The sequence below is a fragment of the Streptomyces sp. YIM S03343 genome, assembly GCF_054729195.1.
This window is the reverse complement of sequence record NZ_JBPUKX010000004.1, coordinates 47,293-63,094: the sequence shown is the minus strand read 5'-3', so window position 1 is coordinate 63,094 and position 15,802 is coordinate 47,293. Positions and strand designations below refer to the sequence as shown.

Annotated in this window: 14 protein-coding genes; 3 read left to right on the top strand and 11 right to left on the bottom strand. The window is 73.4% G+C overall.

Features of this window, described 5'->3' with window-relative positions; all coding sequences use genetic code 11:
- Positions 1 to 51 precede the first annotated feature (51 nt).
- The 11 genes from ACSYGN_RS41775 to ribB form a co-directional block, all read right to left on the bottom strand.
- Positions 52 to 2,346 carry an MMPL family transporter gene (locus ACSYGN_RS41775; protein WP_460406318.1) on the bottom strand — a complete coding sequence of 765 codons (2,295 nt, stop codon included), beginning with the start codon at positions 2,344 to 2,346 and terminating at the stop codon, positions 52 to 54.
- Positions 2,347 to 2,747: 401 nt separating this feature from the next.
- Positions 2,748 to 3,497: a hypothetical protein gene (locus tag ACSYGN_RS41770; protein ID WP_460406317.1), complete on the bottom strand. Its 750-nt coding sequence runs from the start codon at positions 3,495 to 3,497 to the stop codon at positions 2,748 to 2,750.
- Positions 3,498 to 4,026: 529 nt separating this feature from the next.
- Positions 4,027 to 5,298: a beta-ketoacyl-ACP synthase II gene (gene fabF, locus ACSYGN_RS41765; protein WP_460406315.1), complete on the bottom strand. Its 1,272-nt coding sequence runs from the start codon at positions 5,296 to 5,298 to the stop codon at positions 4,027 to 4,029.
- Positions 5,299 to 5,383: 85 nt separating this feature from the next.
- Positions 5,384 to 5,569 (bottom strand): hypothetical protein, encoded by a 186-nt coding sequence (locus tag ACSYGN_RS41760; RefSeq protein WP_460406313.1) that lies wholly within the window; start codon positions 5,567 to 5,569, stop codon positions 5,384 to 5,386.
- A 193-nt stretch (positions 5,570 to 5,762) separates the two neighbouring features.
- Positions 5,763 to 6,773, bottom strand: a complete 1,011-nt coding sequence (locus ACSYGN_RS41755) for a beta-ketoacyl-ACP synthase III (protein WP_460406311.1) — start codon at positions 6,771 to 6,773, stop codon at positions 5,763 to 5,765.
- Between the two features lie 667 nt (positions 6,774 to 7,440).
- Positions 7,441 to 7,848, bottom strand: coding sequence for a hypothetical protein (locus tag ACSYGN_RS41750; protein ID WP_460406309.1), 408 nt, complete (start codon positions 7,846 to 7,848; stop codon positions 7,441 to 7,443).
- A gap of 1 nt (position 7,849) precedes the next feature.
- A complete protein-coding gene (locus tag ACSYGN_RS41745; RefSeq protein WP_460406307.1) occupies positions 7,850 to 8,269 on the bottom strand; it encodes an SRPBCC family protein in 420 nt (139 codons plus the stop codon).
- Positions 8,269 to 9,027, bottom strand: a complete 759-nt coding sequence (locus tag ACSYGN_RS41740; RefSeq protein ID WP_460406305.1) for an SDR family oxidoreductase — start codon at positions 9,025 to 9,027, stop codon at positions 8,269 to 8,271. Before ACSYGN_RS41740 ends, ACSYGN_RS41745 begins: the two co-directional genes overlap by 1 nt.
- Positions 9,024 to 9,626, bottom strand: a complete 603-nt coding sequence (locus ACSYGN_RS41735) for a hypothetical protein (RefSeq protein WP_460406303.1) — start codon at positions 9,624 to 9,626, stop codon at positions 9,024 to 9,026. Before ACSYGN_RS41735 ends, ACSYGN_RS41740 begins: the two co-directional genes overlap by 4 nt.
- Before the next feature lie 9 nt (positions 9,627 to 9,635).
- Complete coding sequence (locus ACSYGN_RS41730; RefSeq protein ID WP_460406301.1) at positions 9,636 to 10,895, bottom strand: 1-acyl-sn-glycerol-3-phosphate acyltransferase; 1,260 nt, start codon at positions 10,893 to 10,895, stop codon at positions 9,636 to 9,638.
- The gene (gene ribB / locus ACSYGN_RS41725; protein WP_460406299.1) at positions 10,892 to 11,563 is read right to left on the bottom strand and encodes a 3,4-dihydroxy-2-butanone-4-phosphate synthase; all 672 of its coding nucleotides are present in this window, start codon (positions 11,561 to 11,563) and stop codon (positions 10,892 to 10,894) included. Before ribB ends, ACSYGN_RS41730 begins: the two co-directional genes overlap by 4 nt.
- Before the next feature lie 506 nt (positions 11,564 to 12,069).
- Between ribB and ACSYGN_RS41720 the strand changes: the two genes are divergently transcribed.
- The 3 genes from ACSYGN_RS41720 (at position 12,070) to ACSYGN_RS41710 (ending at position 15,322) form a co-directional block, all read left to right on the top strand.
- The gene (locus ACSYGN_RS41720) at positions 12,070 to 12,591 is read left to right on the top strand and encodes a MarR family winged helix-turn-helix transcriptional regulator (RefSeq protein ID WP_460406297.1); all 522 of its coding nucleotides are present in this window, start codon (positions 12,070 to 12,072) and stop codon (positions 12,589 to 12,591) included.
- A 1,442-nt stretch (positions 12,592 to 14,033) separates the two neighbouring features.
- The gene (locus tag ACSYGN_RS41715; protein ID WP_460406295.1) at positions 14,034 to 14,654 is read left to right on the top strand and encodes an RNA polymerase sigma factor; all 621 of its coding nucleotides are present in this window, start codon (positions 14,034 to 14,036) and stop codon (positions 14,652 to 14,654) included.
- Positions 14,651 to 15,322 (top strand): hypothetical protein, encoded by a 672-nt coding sequence (locus ACSYGN_RS41710; RefSeq protein ID WP_460406293.1) that lies wholly within the window; start codon positions 14,651 to 14,653, stop codon positions 15,320 to 15,322. Before ACSYGN_RS41715 ends, ACSYGN_RS41710 begins: the two co-directional genes overlap by 4 nt.
- Positions 15,323 to 15,802: the final 480 nt, after the last annotated feature.

The following is a 15,802-nucleotide window of genomic DNA, read 5'->3' as shown; positions in this document are numbered from 1 at the left end:
GGTGGTGTGGGGTGGTGCCAGGTGGTGCGGGGTGGGGTGCGGGGGGTGGGGTCAGTGTGTGGGCTGCTCGGCGAGGGGGTGTTCGCTGATGTCGCTGGCGGCGCTGGCGGGGGCCGGCTCCGGGTGTGTTTCCGTGGCTGTCTGTGTGGCCGGCTGTGCGGCCGGGGCGGCCTGGCGCTGGGTGTGGCGGGGGCGGCCCCAGGTGCGGTCGCCGATGAGGAGGAGTGCGGCGGGCATGACCAGGCGTCGGATGACGAGGGCGTCGAGGACGACGGCCACGGCGAGGCTGATGCCGAGTTCGCGGACGATGCTGATCTGGGCGCTGGTGAAGGAGGCGAAGACGGCGATCATGATGGCGGCGGCGCCGTTGACGAGGCCGGCGGTGCGGGCGAGGCCGCCGAGGACGGACTCCCGGTGCGTCAGGCCCCCGAAGTACATCTCCCGCATCCGGCCGATCATGATCACCATGTAGTCCATGCTCAGACCGAACATGACCGCGAAGAGCATCAGCGGGGTGACGCTGTTGATCGAGTGGTCGGAGTTGCCGGACACCAGGGCCAGGACGCCGAGGCTGGCGCCGACGACCGCGATGTTGAAGGCCAGGGCGAGCAGCGGGAGCAGGACGGAGCGGAAGGCGAACAGCAGGATCAGGAAGCTCAGCACGGCCACCATGCCGACCACCAGCGGCACCGAGCGCAGCACCAGGTCGTCGAAGTCGGAACCGGTCGCGGTGGCACCGGCCAGCTGCGCCGTGACCTTCGGCTCGGTCTCCTTGCCGAGGTGGTCGCGCAGGTTGTCCACCAGGTGGTGCGCGGCGGAGCTGTCGGGGTCGGAGGCGGGGGTCACGACGATGCGGGTGACGAGCCTGTCGCCGTCACGCGTCCACAGCTGCTGCAGGGCGCCCTTGGTCTCGGCGCTGACGGTGTCCGTGCCGGCGAGGGCCTGGGGCAGACCGGAGGAGGGCAGACCCAGCGTGGTGACGGCCTGGACCTTGTCCGCGCCGGGCGCGGTCTTCGCGTACGAGGCGATGGCGCCGGCGCTCTTGAGGAGGGCGCCGGCCTGGGAGCGGTCGGCGCTCAGCACGATCTGGACGGGGAACATCTCGCGCACCCCGATGTCGTTCTTGATGCGCTCCAGGCCGGTGCGGGCGCTGTCGCCGGAGGGCAGGATGTCGGCGCTGGCGACGGGGACGCGCAGGGTGAGCTGGGCGGCGGGGGCGGCGAGTGCGGCGAACGCGGCCACGAGAGCGGCGAGGACGAGACCCGGACGGCTGGTGAAACGGCCGGCGGGACGCTCGGCGGGCTTGGCGGCGGGCTGCGCCGCGTCGGCACCGGCGTTCTTGCGGCGGTGCAGGGTGCCCCAGTTGATGCGGTGGCCGAGCAGGCTGAGCACGGCGGGCAGGAGTGTCATGGCGATGGCGACGGCGGTCAGGGAGACGGCCACGCCGCCCAGGGCGATGCTGGTGAAGGACATGGCACGGGGGATGAACAGGGCGGAGAGGGCGACGATGACCGCCATGCCGCTGAACAGGACGGAGTGGCCGACGGTGCGCATGGTGCGCTCGAGGGCGTCGGGGACGGCGCGGCCCTCGGCGAGCTCCTCACGGAACCGCTTCACGATGAACAGGGAGTAGTCGACGGCGACGGCCAGGCCGACCATGGAGACGATGTTGGCGAAGAGGCTGTTGACGTCGGTGACCTGCGTCATGCCGTAGCCGATGGCCTCGGTGGCCATCAGGGTGGCGCCGGCCATGACCAGCGGGACGGCCATCGCGGCCACGGAGCGGAACACCAGCAGCAGGACGACGAACAGCACGGGGAAGGCGATCATCTCCGCGCGTGTGACGTCCTCCTTGGAGTGCACGTTCAGCGCGTAGTCCAGCGCGGGCGCACCGGTGACGTCGGCCTCGACGCTCTTGCCGACGGCCGCGCGCACCTCGTCCTGGAGGTCCGGCACCAGGTTCTGGACTGCTGTGTTGTCCTTGGTGAAGCCGACCTGGAGCAAGGTGGTGCGGCCGTCCTTCGACATCCACTCCGGGTGCGTGGTGCGGTCGGTGACGCTGGAGGCGCCCTGGCGTTCGGCGACCTCGCGGGCCGTGGCGACGGCGCCGGCGACGGAGCCGTCCTTGCTGTGCAGCACCACGAGGAGGGAGTTGGGGGCTTCCTTGAAGGCGCGCTCGATCGTGTGCTGCGCGGTGACGGACTCGCCGCGGGGGTCGGAGAAGCCGCCTGTCTTCAGGGCGCCCTCGAGCTGGAGCGCGAAGGGGACGGCCAGGGCGAGCAGCAGCAGCCAGCCGAAGATCACGGCCTTGGGCCGTGTGGCGGCGAGGTGGGCGATCTTCTTCACTTCTCTACTCCTGGTATCGGGGCCCCTGTCGGAGGGGCGGGCCGTCCGCCGGCCGCCGGACAGACGGACGCGCAGTCGGTGTTGGGACATCGATGATACTCAATCGATGATTCATCATGCATGACGCGACATCGATGCCGCAACATGTTTGAAGGCGTTGCCGTTCACCGCGGCGCCCGCGGGGTGGTGATCCGGCCATGCGGCAGCGCCGGCTCGTACGGGGGCTGCGGCGGGGAAGGGTGACGGGTGGACGCCTGACGTGCACCGATGCGGAACCGGCAGATGCCGTCCGCATATGCGAGCCGCGCACCGCGCCCGCAGGGAAGGCGCGATCCGCACGTCCGGACCCTCGGACGCTCGGACGTCCGGACCCTCGGACGTTCGGACGTTCGGACGCTCCGTCAGTGCGGCGGCCCCGCCGGCCCGTTGCCCGCGTCCTGCTGCTCGGCGCCGGGCCGCTTGGCCCGCAGCCGGTTGATCTCGGTGGGGTCGGCGTGGAGGATCAGCCGGTGGGGTGGCCGGTTTTCTTTGCGTGCGACGGTGACCCAGCCGCGGCGTACCCAGCCGTGGAGGGTGATGGAGGGCATGGCCAGTTCGAGGGCGAGGTCGCGCAGCCACCACTCGTTCGGGGCGAGGTTCTCGCGGGGTTCGGCGGTGGTGCGGCGGCCGGCCGGCCGGGCGTTCTCGCGGAGCATGCGGCGGACGGTGGTGAGGCTGATGGGGTCGCTGCGTCCGGGTGCCATGGTGTAGCCCTCGTTCTGGAGTACGTGGGTGATGGCGGGTGCGGTGCGGCCCTGGCGGGCGAGGGCGGTGATGCGTTCGACGACCTGCCCGTAGTACTGCTCCGGCGTGCTCCCGGAGCCGGCCGGCACGCCCGCGGCGGCGGGTGCGGCGGGTGCGGAGGGCCCGGGTGGTGCGGGCGGCCCGGAGGGTGCGGCGGTTGCGGGTGGTGTGGAGGGTGTGGTGGGTGTGGAGGGCCCGGGTGGTGCGGGCGGCCCGGAGGGTGCGGCGGTTGCGGGTGGTGCGGGTGGTGCGGGTGGTGCGGGTGGTGTGGTGGGTGCCGGGGTCGGGCTGGTGTTCGTCTCGGTGTGTATGGCGGTGCGGTGTACGTCCTCGTGGCGGCCGGGGAGGCGGGTGAGTGCCGGTCTCATGACGGGACGGCCGGGCGGCGGTGCGCGCGGGTGGGGGTCCGGCCGGGCGCGGCCGGGGTGTGTCCGCCCCGTGCCAAGGCCCGGCGTCCGCCGCGCCGCCTCGTGCGGCAAGGGTGCCTGGAACACGGGGAGTCGGGTGGACGGGCGGCGCACGGCGGGGCGGGGGGGCCGGCGGGAGGGGAGGCGTCGTCCGTGGAGGCGGCGGGGTGCGGGGCGGCGTCCTTCAAGGCGGCGTCCTTTTTTCGTCACTGTGTGCGCTGCCGGTGACTGGGAAGATGGTCCGGCGTGCTAAAGCGCGTCGTGTGTGCGGGATGTGCCGTCGGGCGCGCACGGCGTGGAATGTGCGGGGAGCCTCCGCCCGCACCGCAGGCCGGCGGTGTCTGGCCTGGTGCTGTGCCGTTCCGGGTGGTTGCGGGCGGTGGCGGCCCCGGTACGGGGATTGGCCGAAACCCGCCGGCCGGCTTCCCGCCCGCCGGCCGGGGCCGGTGCCTGTTTCCCGCCGCCGCCCGCCGCCGGCTGCCCGTGTTGTTCACACCGGGGTGGCGTCGTCGTCTGCGCTGGGGGCGTGGCGGAATGCCAGGCAGATGTTGTGGCCGCCGAACCCGAAGGAGTTGTTGAGTGCGAGGCCCGGCCCGGGGGCGAGTTCGCGGGGTTTGTCGCGGACGATGTCGAGGTCGGCCTGTTCGTCGAGGTGTTCGATGTTGATGGTGGGCGGCGCGAGCCGGTGGTGCAGGGCCAGGACGGAGGCCACCGATTCCACCGCGCCGGTGGCGCCCAGCAGATGGCCGGTCATCGACTTGGTCGCGGACACCGGTACGCGTGCGGCGCGGTCGCCGAGTACGCGCCGCAGTGCGGTGAGTTCGGCGATGTCGCCGAGGGGGGTGGAGGTGGCGTGGGCGTTGATGTGGGTGACCTCGTCGGGGGTGGCGCCGGCGTCGGTGAGGGCGGCGCGGACGGCGCGGGTGACGTCGCGGCCGTCGGGTTCGGGCTGGGCGATGTGGTGGGCGTCGGAGGTGAGGCCGATGCCGGCGGCCTCGGCGTAGACGCGTGCGCCGCGGGCGCGGGCGTGTTCCTCGGACTCCAGGACGAGGATTGCGGCGCCTTCGCCCATCACGAAGCCGTCCCGGCCGCGGTCGTAGGGGCGGGAGGCGGCGGCGGGGTCGTCGTTGCGGCGGGACATGGCCGTCATGTTGGCGAAGGCGGTCATGATGAGGGGGTGGATCGGGGCTTCGGTGCCGCCGGCGACGACGACGTCGGCGCGGTGGGAGCGGATCATCCCGATGGCGTGGCCGATCGCTTCGGCGCCCGAGGCGCAGGCGGAGGCGGTGGTGTGGATTCCGGCCCGTGCGCCGAGTTCGAGGCCGATGTGGGCGGCGGGCCCGTTGGGCATGAACATGGGCACGGTGTGCGGGGAGACCCGGCGGTGTCCTTTCTCGCGCAGGACGTCGTGCTGGGCGAGAAGCGAGGTGAGGCCGCCCAGACCGGAGGCGACGGCGACCCCGAGCCGCTCCGGCACGACGTCGGTGAGGGCGGCGTCCTGCCATGCCTCGCGGGCCGCGACGAGCGCGAACTGCGTCGAACGGTCGGTGCGCCGGGCGACGGCGGTGCCGATGAGGGGTGCGGGCTCGGCGGCGGCCGGGCAGGCGATGCGGACGGCGAGGTCCTTCGCCCAGGGCTCGGTCAGCTCCCGGGCGCCGGAGCGCCCGGCCAGCATGGCCTCCCAGGTGACGGCGGTGTCACCGCCCAGCGGTGTGGTGGCTCCGAGCCCGGTGACGAACACTCGGCGGGCGGCGTGCGCCATCGTGATCTCCCTGTGTGATGTCGCGTGGTCGTGGTGGTGACGGCGCTGGAAACGGAATCGCGGCGAGGCGCGGGCGGGCGTTGTCTCAGACGAGCCGGAAGATGCGTTCCATGATGTCGAGGACGGTGGTGAGTTCGGGTGCCTGCGGTCCGTCCGGGTCGCCGGGGAGGGTGGCGGGGAAGAGTTCCTCGCCCGGGACGAGCGGGCCGGCGGCGCCTTGTGCGGCGAGGACGGGGTGCGGGAGGGCGGTCGAGTCCTTGAGCATGGTCATGGCAAGCTCCTGAGGAGGGTGGGTCAGGGAGGCTGGCTGTCAGGGCCGTGCGTGCGGGGGCTGTGGTGCGGGGTCCGCGGCGGTGCGGTGCGGGGGAACTGGTGCGGGGTCCGCGGCGGTACGGGGCTGTGGTGCGGGGTCTGCGGGGTGCGGGGTGGTGCGTTGCACGGGTGGCGGTGCGCGGGGTGCGGTGTCAGGGCAGGGTGACGACCTGTCCGGCGTAGGAGAGGCCGGCTCCGAAGCCGATGGTGAGGGCGAGTGAGCCGCTGCGGACGGTGCCGGAGGCCAGGAGCTGTTCCATGGCCAGGGGTATGGAGGCCGCGGAGGTGTTGCCGGTGTGGACGATGTCGCGGGAGACGGCGACGCGGGCGGGCAGCCGCAGGGTGGTGGTGAGGGCGTCGATGATGCGGAGGTTGGCCTGGTGGGGGATGAAGGCGTCGAGGTCGGCGGCGTCGATACCGGCGGTGTCGAGGGCTTTGCGGGCGGCGCGGGCCATTTCGGTCACGGCCCAGCGGAAGACGGTGGGGCCCTGCATGGTCAGGGCGGGGAAGCGCTCGGGCGGGTCGTGGCGCAGCTGGAGCCAGGAGGCGGACTGGTCGATGGCGTGTTTCTGGGAGCCGTCGGCGCCCCAGACGACGGGGCCCATCGCGGGGGTGTCGCTGGGGGAGACGACGACGGCGCCGGCGCCGTCGCCGAAGAGGAAGGCGGTGGCGCGGTCGTCGTGGTCGATGAGGTCGGACATCCGCTCGGTGCCGACGACCAGTACGTGTCCGGCGCTGCCGCCGCGTACGAGGTCGTGGGCGACGGTGAGGGCGTGGGTGAAGCCGGCGCAGGCGGCGGACAGGTCGAAGGCGGCGGCCTGTGCGGTGCCGACGCGGTGGGCGATGTCGGCGGCGAGGGCGGGCAGCTGGCGGAAGTGGGTGGAGGTGGCGGCCAGTACGCAGCCGATCCGGTCCGGGGTGACGCCGGCGTGGGCGAGGGCCTTGCCCGCGGCGGCGGCTCCCATGACGGCGACGCTCTCCTGCTCGCCCGCCCGGCGCCGTTCGGCGATGCCGGAGCGCTCGCGGATCCAGGTGTCGCTGGAGTCGATACGGGGGGCGATCTCCTCGTTTCGCACCACGCGGGAGGGCCGGTAGCCGCCCACGCCGGCGATACGCGCGTATGCGGGACCGCTGGAGGGCCGCAGCACAGGGGGAGTGGACACGGTGGGTCCTTCGGGCAGGAGGGACGACAAAGGGAGGCGTACAGGAAGGGCGTACCGCGTGGCGCAAAAGACACGCCAAAGGAACGGAACGAGCGCGGCGTACCGGCGGCGACGGCGTGGGAGACCCGCACGGAACAACAGCCGGAGAGCCGCACGGAACAGCCGGAGAGCCGGGCGGGGCAGAGGGTGAGTCGGGCTGGGCAGCGGTCGGAAGGTCGGGCGGGGCAGAGGGTGAGTCGGGCTGGGCAGCGGTCGGAAGGTCGGGCGGGGCAGAGGGTGAGTCGGGCTGGGCAGCGGTCGGAAGGTCGGGCGGGGCAGAGGGTGAGTCGGGCTGGGCAGCGGTCGGAAGGTCGGGCGGGGCAGAGGGTGAGCCGGGCTGGGCAGCGGTCGGAAGGTCGGGCGGGGCAGAGGGTGAGCCGGGCTGGGCAGCGGTCGGAAGGTCGGGCGGGGCAGAGGGTGAGCCGGGCTGGGCAGCGGTCGGAAGGTCGGGCGGAACAGACGGTGAGTCGGGCTGGGCAGCGGTGGGAGAGTCGGACGGGGCAGCGCACGAGGACACGGGCGGAGATGCGGGCGGAGATGCGGGCGGAGAAGCGGGCGGTGGGCCGGACGTGGTGACGGGCCCGGGCAGGGGGAGGTGCCCGGGCCCGTCACGCACGGGGCTCCCGGTTCAGTCGAGCCCGCGCAGGATGTGCTCCTCGGGCCATTCGCCCTCCAGGCGTGCCAGGTGCAGCGGGGTGGGCGGGGCCCAGCAGTCGGAGCGGGCGGCTGCCGGAGCGGGCGCGGCAGAAGGCAGGACCTGGCCGGGTGCCCGGTGAACGGACGCCCGGGCGGCGGGCGTCTGGTGGACGGCGGACGGGACGGGCGCCCCCGGGTGGACGGACTCGGCACCCGCCGCACCGGCCCCGGGGTGGACGGACGCGGCACCGGCCCCGGGGTGGACGGACGCGGCACCGGCCCCGGGGTGGACGGACCGGGCACCGGCCCCGGAATGGCGGGGCCGGGTACTCGTTTTGGGGAGGAGGGAGGGTGCGGCGGACAGCAGGGCGGCGGCGGATGCGACGGCGGCGGGGCTCATGTCAGGACACCTGTGCGGGTGAGCGCCGTGTGGCGCGTTCGGCGAGGCGTCCCAGCCGCAGGTCGGCGACGCCTCCGAAGGCGGGGGCGAGGAGGGTGGCGAGGGCGCCGTGGTTGGTGAAGGAGTGGGTGACGTGGGTGCCGCCGGCGTGGGGGAGGATGCGCCAGGTGTTGGTCTCGGACAGGCCGGGGACTTCCCAGTAGGCGTCGATGAGGGTTTCGCCGATGGAGCGGTATTCCCAGTGGCCGCGCAGGCCGCCGCGGCCGGTGAGGGGGTAGCGTTCGCCGACGGTCGCTTCGGCGGGTCCGCGCACGGACAGGAATGCGGGGTTCCAGTCGGCGAGGGAGGCGGGCTCGAGGAGGATCTGGCGGACGGTGTGGGCGGGGGCGGGGATCAGGATGTGGGAGCTGGCGGTGTTCATCAGTACCTCATTCCTCCGTCGGCGCGGATGACGGTGGCGTTGATGTAGTCGGCGGCGGGTGAGGCCAGGAAGGCGATGGTCCGGGCGGTCTGTTCGGCCTCGCCGAGGCCGAGGAGGGCGCGGTCGGTCATGCGCCGTTTCTGCGGGGCGGCGACGTTCGCGCCGAGGCCGGTGTCGAGGATGCCGGGGGCGAGGGTGACGGTGCGGACGTTGTAGGAGGCGTATTCCTGGGCGACGGTCATGGCGAGGCCGTGCAGGCCGGCTTTGGAGGCGGAGTAGGCGGCCTGTCCGGGGTTGCCGGTGAGGGCGACGACGGAGGAGACGTAGACGATGCGGCCGTAGCGGGTGCGCATCATGCTTTTGACGGCGTGTTTGGTGGCGAGGAACGCGCCGCGCAGGTTGACGCGCTGGACCTCGTCCCAGTCCTCGACGGGCATCCGTACGAGGGGCTGGTCGCGGGTGACGGCGGCGTTGTGGACGAGGGCGTCGAGCCGGCCGAAGCGGCGTGCCTCGGCGGTGAGGAGGGCGGCGGTCTCGTCGGTGGCGACGTCGCCGGGCACGAGGCGCAGGCGGTCGCGGTGCTTGTCGGCGAGGCGGTCGAGTTCGTCGGAGGGTGAGCGGTGGTTGGCGACGACTGCGGCGCCCTGGTCGAGGAGGGTCTGGACGGTCAGCAGGCCGAGGCCGCGTCCGGCGCCGGTGAGTGCGACGACCCGGCCTTTGAGGGGGCCCCGCAGTGACGGGTCTGTGGGACTGGTCATGGCAGGGTCTCCCAGGTCGGGACCGTGCTCATCGCGGCGCCGGCGGGGCAGGCCAGGGCGGCCAGGGGGTCGGCGGTGCCGGTGGTGAACAGGTGGTCGGTGACGGGTCCGATGCGGCCGTCGGAGTAGGGGCGTGGGGTGCGCAGCCGGGCGAAGCGGAGGTTGCCGGGCTGGTAGGGGGGCTTCTCGACGAGCAGGTGGGGCAGCAGCAGGTCGGGCCGGGAGCCGATCAGGGCGGTGCTGTCGTCGAGGAAGCGCAGGCCGCGTTCGCGCAGCGGGCGGGGCATCCAGTTCAGGGCGGGCACGTGCAGTTCGCTCAGGACGCCGTCGCTGGTGAGGGTGGTCTGTTCGGCGACGTGGTCGGGCAGCCGTTCGGCCTCCTCCGCGTACATGGGCACGGAGGTGCGTTCCTGTTCGAGCAGGACGAGCAGGCATCCGCCGCTGTAGAGGTGGTCGAGTACGTGGGCTGCCTGTGCCCGGGTCGGCCACAGTGCTGCCGGGGTGTAGTCGCCGCCGGCGGAGGTGTGCCAGGTCAGCCTGCGCGGTCCGTCGAAGACCACGAGAGTGTTGCCGGTCTGCAGGAGCGCTGATCCGGTCATGGACGTCGTTCACCCCCTCCGGGTGGTCGTGGTGCCGCCGGCGGCGGCGAGCTGGTGGTACTGGGCTTCGGCCCGGCGGCGGCGCTCGGCCGTGCGCGGGTCGGGGGCGGGTGCGTCGATGACGTCGCGCAGCTGCCCGGCGGCCTCCGTGCGGCGGCCTGCGGTGATGAGGGCTTCGGCGTACGCCATGGGGTAGCGGGTGTCGTGGGCGCCGGTGCGGGCTGCGTGCTGGAGGTGGCGCAGTGCCTCCCGGCGGTCGCCGCCGAGGACGCGCGGCATCAGCAGGTGCCAGCGGCCCAGCAGGTAACGGGCCATCAGATGGTCCGGGTGGTGCTCGAGTACGGTTTCGGTCTCCTTCCTGAGGCCGGCCAGCAGGACCGGCCGCAGCGGGGCGGGTGCGTCGAGGGCGCGCAGCCCGGTGAGCCGGGCGGACAGGACGCGGGCGTCCGCCCGGACGGGGTCGCCCGGGCCGGCGGGGGCGGTCAGAGCGGCCAGCCGGAGCAGCCGGCGTGCCTGGCGCATCCGGTGTGCGGCGGGCAGGGGGTCGGTGCGGCTGAGCATGGTTTCCACGGTGTCCTCGGCCCGCCGCACGAGTTCGAGGGCGGCCTGGGCGGCCCGTTCGGGGCCGGGTTCGGTGCGCGCGGTCTCCACCAGTGAGGTGAGGGCCGTGTGCGCGGTCCGGGTCAGGGCGGCGATGCGCTGGGGGCGGGGCAGTGACGTGTCGTCGGGCAGGGGGGCGCCGAAGACGACGCGCACCCCGGCCCGGCGGGGCAGGAAGGCTCCTCTGGGCAGGATGTGCTGGGCGCCCCACAGGGCGACGGGTATGACGGGTACGCCGGAGCGGACCGCGAAGCGGAACGCGCCGTCCTTGAAGGGCAGCAGGGGCCAGCCCGGGCCCCGTGTGCCCTCGGGGTAGACGACGAGGGCGCCGCGGGCGGCGAAGACGGCGTCCGCGGCGGCCAGCAGCTGCTTGCCGGGCCTGTCCCGGTCCACGGGGATGCCGCCCATGCCCTCGGTCCAGCGGCGGCGCACCGGGTCGACGAACGCCTCCGCCTTGGTGAGGTATCCGGTCGGGGTGTCGCGCAGCACGGTGAGCAGTGCGTCGAGGACGAGGTGGTCGGCGAAGCTGCTGTGGTTCGGGATCAGGACGAACGGTCCGTCCACCGGCACATGGCCCACTCCTTCGGCTCCGGTGAGGAACCGGTGCGTGACCGCGGGTCGTGTCAGCGTGGTCGACGCACCGGCCATCCACCGGGAGGAACGGCTCACTGCACCCGCGCTGTCTGGGCGGCGGCGTACTCGCGGAGCTTCTCGATGCTGGTGAGGACCAGGCCCTCGCGGCGGGCGAACTCGGCGAGCTGGGGGAGGCGGGCCATGGTGCCGTCCGGGTTGATGATCTCGACGATCACACCGGCGGGGCGCAGGCCGGCGAAGCGGGCGAGGTCGACGGCGGCCTCGGTGTGGCCGGGGCGCTCCAGGACGCCGCCCGGGCGGGCGATGAGCGGGAAGATGTGGCCGGGGCGGCGCAGGTCCTCGCCCTTGCCGTCGAGGATGAGCTCGATGGTCCTGGCACGGTCGGGGGCGGAGATGCCGGTGGTCACACCGTGCTCCGGGCCGCCGTCGACGCTGACGGTGAACGCGGTGCCGTGGTGGTCCTCGTTGTACTCGACCATCGGGGGCAGGTTCAGCGCGGCGGCGCGCTCCTCGGTGACGGAGACGCAGACCAGGCCGCGGCCGTGGGTGATCATGTAGTTGATGGCGGCGGCGTCGGCGTGCTCGGCCGCGACGATGAGGTCGCCCTCGTTCTCCCTGTCCTCGTCGTCGACCACGACGATGAGCTCACCGCGTGCGATGGCAGCAACGGCCGCTGCGGCGTCGTCGAGGACGATCGGCTCGTCGAGGGCGGTGGTGCCGAATTCCAGGGTCTGCGCGGTCATTTTGCTTCCTTCGCTTGGTATGGCTTGGCATGGGGTGTGTGTGAAGGGCGTGCGTCGGAGCGTGGTACCGGTGCCGGCGGCCGGTCACCGGCGGACGGCCTCTGGCCGGCCGGCCCCCGGTGACCGGATCACCGATCGCAACACATCAATGACCCAACATCGATGTCCTGCAATCGATGTCCCAACACCGATGCTTCATCATGCATGTCACGCCATCGTTGTTGCAACACCATTCGGCGTCCCGGAGAGAAGTGGGAGCCGTGATTCCGCTAAAGCGCCGCCACAACGGCTTGAAGAAGCCCTGCGACCTGCTGAAGAACAGGTGCAGCCTGTATGTCGATGACGTATCATCGAATGATGCGGCATGGATGACGCATCACCGAGAAATCATCCAGCCGCACAGCCGCACAGCCGCACAGCCGCACAGCCGCACAGTCCGTAGTCCGCAGTTCCTGTCGGCGTGCACCCCGCCCGCCGGACCGACACCCGCCCCCACTGGAGCCGTCATGACCCACCCCCCTCTCACCGCCGACCTCCCGCCGACCGCGGCCCGCCGGGCGCCAGGACACGACCCGACCGACTCGGAACTGCGTTACCTCCTGCTCGCCGCCCAGCGCGAGGGAGCCCGGCAGATGACCGGCCAGCTCCGCCCCCTCAACCTGACCCCGGCCCAGGCGGAGATCCTGCTGGTGCTCGCCGACCGCGCCCCGCTCACCCTCGCCGAGGTGGGCCGGCTGATCGTGTGCGAGAGCGGCAGCCCCAGCCGCATCGTCGACACCCTCACCAAACGCAGCCTGGTCGACCGGGAGCCCGGCCAGGTCGACCGCCGGGTCGTCTATCTCCGGCTCACACCGCGCGGGGAGGCGCTCATCCCCGCGCTGCGCGACATCGACGCCCGGACCGACGCCATGGTCACCGGCCACCTCACCCGCGAGGAGCAGGAGATCATGACCCGCGGCCTGCGCCAGATGCTGGACGGCACCCCCAGCGGCGCCGCCCTCGCGGCCCGCTTCATGCGCCAGAGGTGACCCCACAACGCCCCGGGAACCGGCCCCGACAGCCCACGACCTGACCCCCCGGCCCCGGCCACGACCTGACCCCCCGGCCCCGGTCCCGGCCTGCGGCCTGCGGCCCCGGCCCGGCCCCCCGGACCCGGACCCGGACCCGGACCCGGACCCGGCTCCCGGCGGCCGGAGGCCTGCGGCCCTGCCGGACCGGAAGTCTGCGGCCCTGCCGGACCGGAGGCTCTCCCCGGGCAGCCCCACCCTCCCCCGCGGCGAGAACGGTGACCGCGTCCCTGAAGAACAGCCCGCGCTCCTCGACACCCCCCCCGAAAGGCCCGGACACCGGACACCTCGAAGCCGGCCGGGCCGTACAGCTGCGCCCGGGCCGCCGCGAGCGCCGCCACCGCCTCGGGCGGCGGACCGGGCGGCGGGAGCGGCCGAGGCCGCGCGGCCTCGGCCTGCAGTCCGCCGGGCAGCGGGCCAGGGGCCGGCCGCCCTGCCGGTGGGCGTCACGTACCGCCCCGGTGAGCACGAGAGGTGCCCGGGCGGCCGCCCGGGCGGTGATGCACCCCGGGGACGGGGGAGCCGTGGAGGAGGGCGTACTCGTGCGGCCGGGCAGCCCCCGCCCGCGCACCGCCCCGCACACGGCCACCCGGTGCCCGGGCGGCGGCTCACCGGCCACGGTGTCGTGCGCGGCCTCGGCCACCTGCCCGAGACAGTCGTGGGCGTCGGTGACGAGCGCGCTCAGCAGCCAGTCACGGCCGGGGAAGTACCGGCAGAGCGCGGACGCGGCACCGTCCCGGGCTCCCGCGCCGCAGCCCGTGAGGAGAGCCCGGCGGCCCCCGGCCGCAGGCTGCCGCCGCGCCTCGTCCCTGACGGCGGCGCCGACCCCGGTCCCGGCCCGGGTACGCGCATGGTGTGCAGCGCCCGTGACACCGGTCTTTTGCCGTGCAGAGCGCTGCACCCGAAGCCGTGCAGAGCACTGCACGGCAAAAGAGAGCACCGGTCCCCTCCGCCCCGCGGCCGGTCGGCCGGGCACCGATCCCCTTTCGCCCCGCGGCCGGTCGGCCGGGGACCGGCCGCTCGCCGTGACGGCAGGGGGCGCGCGGGCGAGGGGCGCGCGCTGCTCAGCGCCGGGTACGAGCCGGGTACCGGACTTGCTGTGACCCAGAACACGCAGATGCCCGACGGAGATTCGAAGACCCGTTCTCACGGTCACCCGCACGCATCAGGACTGGTCAGAGCACTACCAGGAGTGACTGGCAGTGTTTGTTGAATGACACACCACCAGCCGGGCCCGCCCCCCGTGACGACTTTTTCCGACGGCGGTGAGTGTTCCGCCCCGGGAATCACTTAGGTAGGTGACAGGCCCAACGGGCCGTCGGCGCACACCAGTTGACGCCGGTCCCTGCCGACCCCCGACGGAGAGGAGCCCTGCCCATGTGCTGTGCCGACGGGAGGCTCCGATGAGCCATGACGCCGCCGGGGAGGACACCCCGCCACCCGCCTACCGCGCCGCTCTGACCTCCCTCCACATGCCCCTCGAACTGCCGCTGGACTTCGAGGCGTTCTACCTCGGCCACCAGGAGGTGTTCCACCGGTACGCGGAGGTCCACTTCGGCACCCGCGAGGCCGCCGAGGAGGTCGTCCACCAGGTGTTCCTTCAGATCCACGCGGGCTGGACCCAGCTGCTGAGCGCAGGCAACCTCGAACAGGGCGCGTGGGCGATCGTACGGCGCGCCGTGCACGACCGCCTGGAGACCGAGGGCCGGGCACCCGCCTTCGTGATCAACGGCCCCATCACCCACGCCCTGGCCAAAGCCCTGACGACGGCCCGGGAGAAACTCCAGCGGATGGAGTCCACGAGCGGCCTGTACGAAGCGATCGCACAACTCCCCAACCGCCAGTTCGAGGTGATCGTGCTGCGCTACGTCCTCGGCTACCCCACCTCCAAGGTCGCCTGGTACGTGGGCATCGACGAGCGCACGGTCGGCCACCATCTGCGCCGCGGCAGGGAGCGCCTGCGGATCAAGCTGGGCCTGCCCGACGAGCGCAAAAAGCCCCGGCAGAAGGGAGAAGGACCGTGACCCCCACCATCGAGACACTCCTGGCCGAGGCCGAACTGCCCGCCGCCGCACCGCGCGGCTTCGACATCGCGGCAGGACTGCGGCGACTGGCCCTGGACGCCTCCCGCCGCAGGCCCACCGCGGACATCACCCGCGCCGCCCAGGCCGGCCAGCGCCTCGGCGTGGTGTGCCGCTGGGCCCTCAACGAGCCCGACGCCGCCGGGCACGTCGACAAGATCGCCGAGGGCCCGGACCGCGGCCCCCTGACGGAGGACCGGATGGACGTGGACGGCGCGCTCGTCTACGGCTGTCTGCTCCATCTGACCGGACACCCGGAGTCGGCACAGTTCTGGTGGCAGCTCGCCGCCGGCGCGGGCAGCAGGGCCGCCGCCTACTGCTTGCACCTCCAGCACCTTGCCGTGGGCGAATCGAAAAGAGCCCGCCACTGGTTCCACCAGCTGACCCATTCGATGGCCGAAACGGCCGCACCGGACGCCGCGTTCCTTCAGGGCCTGGAGATCTTCGCCCGCTACGTCCGCACCAACGGCTCCGGCGCCGTCCCCCCCACCGGCCTCCTGGAGCACGAGGTCGACCGCCTGGCCGCCCGCACCCCCGGCTGCTCCGTCATAGTGGCCCGCCCCGACCACCGGCTGGTCGCCCGCCTCCAGGAGTTCACCGCAGGCCGCTGACACCCAAAAGGCCCCGCCCATGCCCCCGTCCCACCCGAGCGGCCACCGGGGCCGCACAGCCCTGATCCACATCCTCAAAGGCGCCTGCTACGGCCTGGGCACAGGAACCATCGGTCTCCTCTTCCTCTGGCTCCGGCACCACCTCCCATGACCCCGCCTCGGCCACCCGCCCGTGACGCTCACCGGCAGGGACCGGTGAGCGTCACGGGCCTACCCGCGATTTCGAGCACGTCCTGGGGGGAACGGGGCTTTCCGGCACCCCCGGCGTGAACTCCCGGTTCACCGCAGCCGCACCCGCCGGCAGTGCCAACCGGCCGCCCGGCACCTCGCCGAGGGCCTCGCCCACGCAAGCAGTCCTCCCCGAAACCGCCCGGTCACGATGCCCGTCCCACCCACCGCCGTGCCCGGGCAGAACCAGGGCGGGCAGACGCCGCCCGGGCGGGACGATCCCGCCCGGGCCGGCGAACCATCGTCCGCCGG

Excerpts from the sequence above, each read along its gene's own strand:
- ACSYGN_RS41770 (WP_460406317.1), bottom strand. The coding sequence starts at position 3,497 with ATGAGACCGGCACTCACCCGCCTCCCCGGCCGCCACGAGGACGTACAC.
- fabF (WP_460406315.1), bottom strand. The coding sequence starts at position 5,298 with ATGGCGCACGCCGCCCGCCGAGTGTTCGTCACCGGGCTCGGAGCCACC.
- ACSYGN_RS41760 (WP_460406313.1), bottom strand. The coding sequence starts at position 5,569 with ATGACCATGCTCAAGGACTCGACCGCCCTCCCGCACCCCGTCCTCGCC.
- ACSYGN_RS41750 (WP_460406309.1), bottom strand. The coding sequence starts at position 7,848 with ATGAGCCCCGCCGCCGTCGCATCCGCCGCCGCCCTGCTGTCCGCCGCA.
- ACSYGN_RS41745 (WP_460406307.1), bottom strand. The coding sequence starts at position 8,269 with ATGAACACCGCCAGCTCCCACATCCTGATCCCCGCCCCCGCCCACACC.
- ACSYGN_RS41740 (WP_460406305.1), bottom strand. The coding sequence starts at position 9,027 with ATGACCAGTCCCACAGACCCGTCACTGCGGGGCCCCCTCAAAGGCCGG.
- ACSYGN_RS41735 (WP_460406303.1), bottom strand. The coding sequence starts at position 9,626 with ATGACCGGATCAGCGCTCCTGCAGACCGGCAACACTCTCGTGGTCTTC.
- ribB (WP_460406299.1), bottom strand. The coding sequence starts at position 11,563 with ATGACCGCGCAGACCCTGGAATTCGGCACCACCGCCCTCGACGAGCCG.
- ACSYGN_RS41720 (WP_460406297.1), top strand. The coding sequence starts at position 12,070 with ATGACCCACCCCCCTCTCACCGCCGACCTCCCGCCGACCGCGGCCCGC.
- ACSYGN_RS41715 (WP_460406295.1), top strand. The coding sequence starts at position 14,034 with ATGAGCCATGACGCCGCCGGGGAGGACACCCCGCCACCCGCCTACCGC.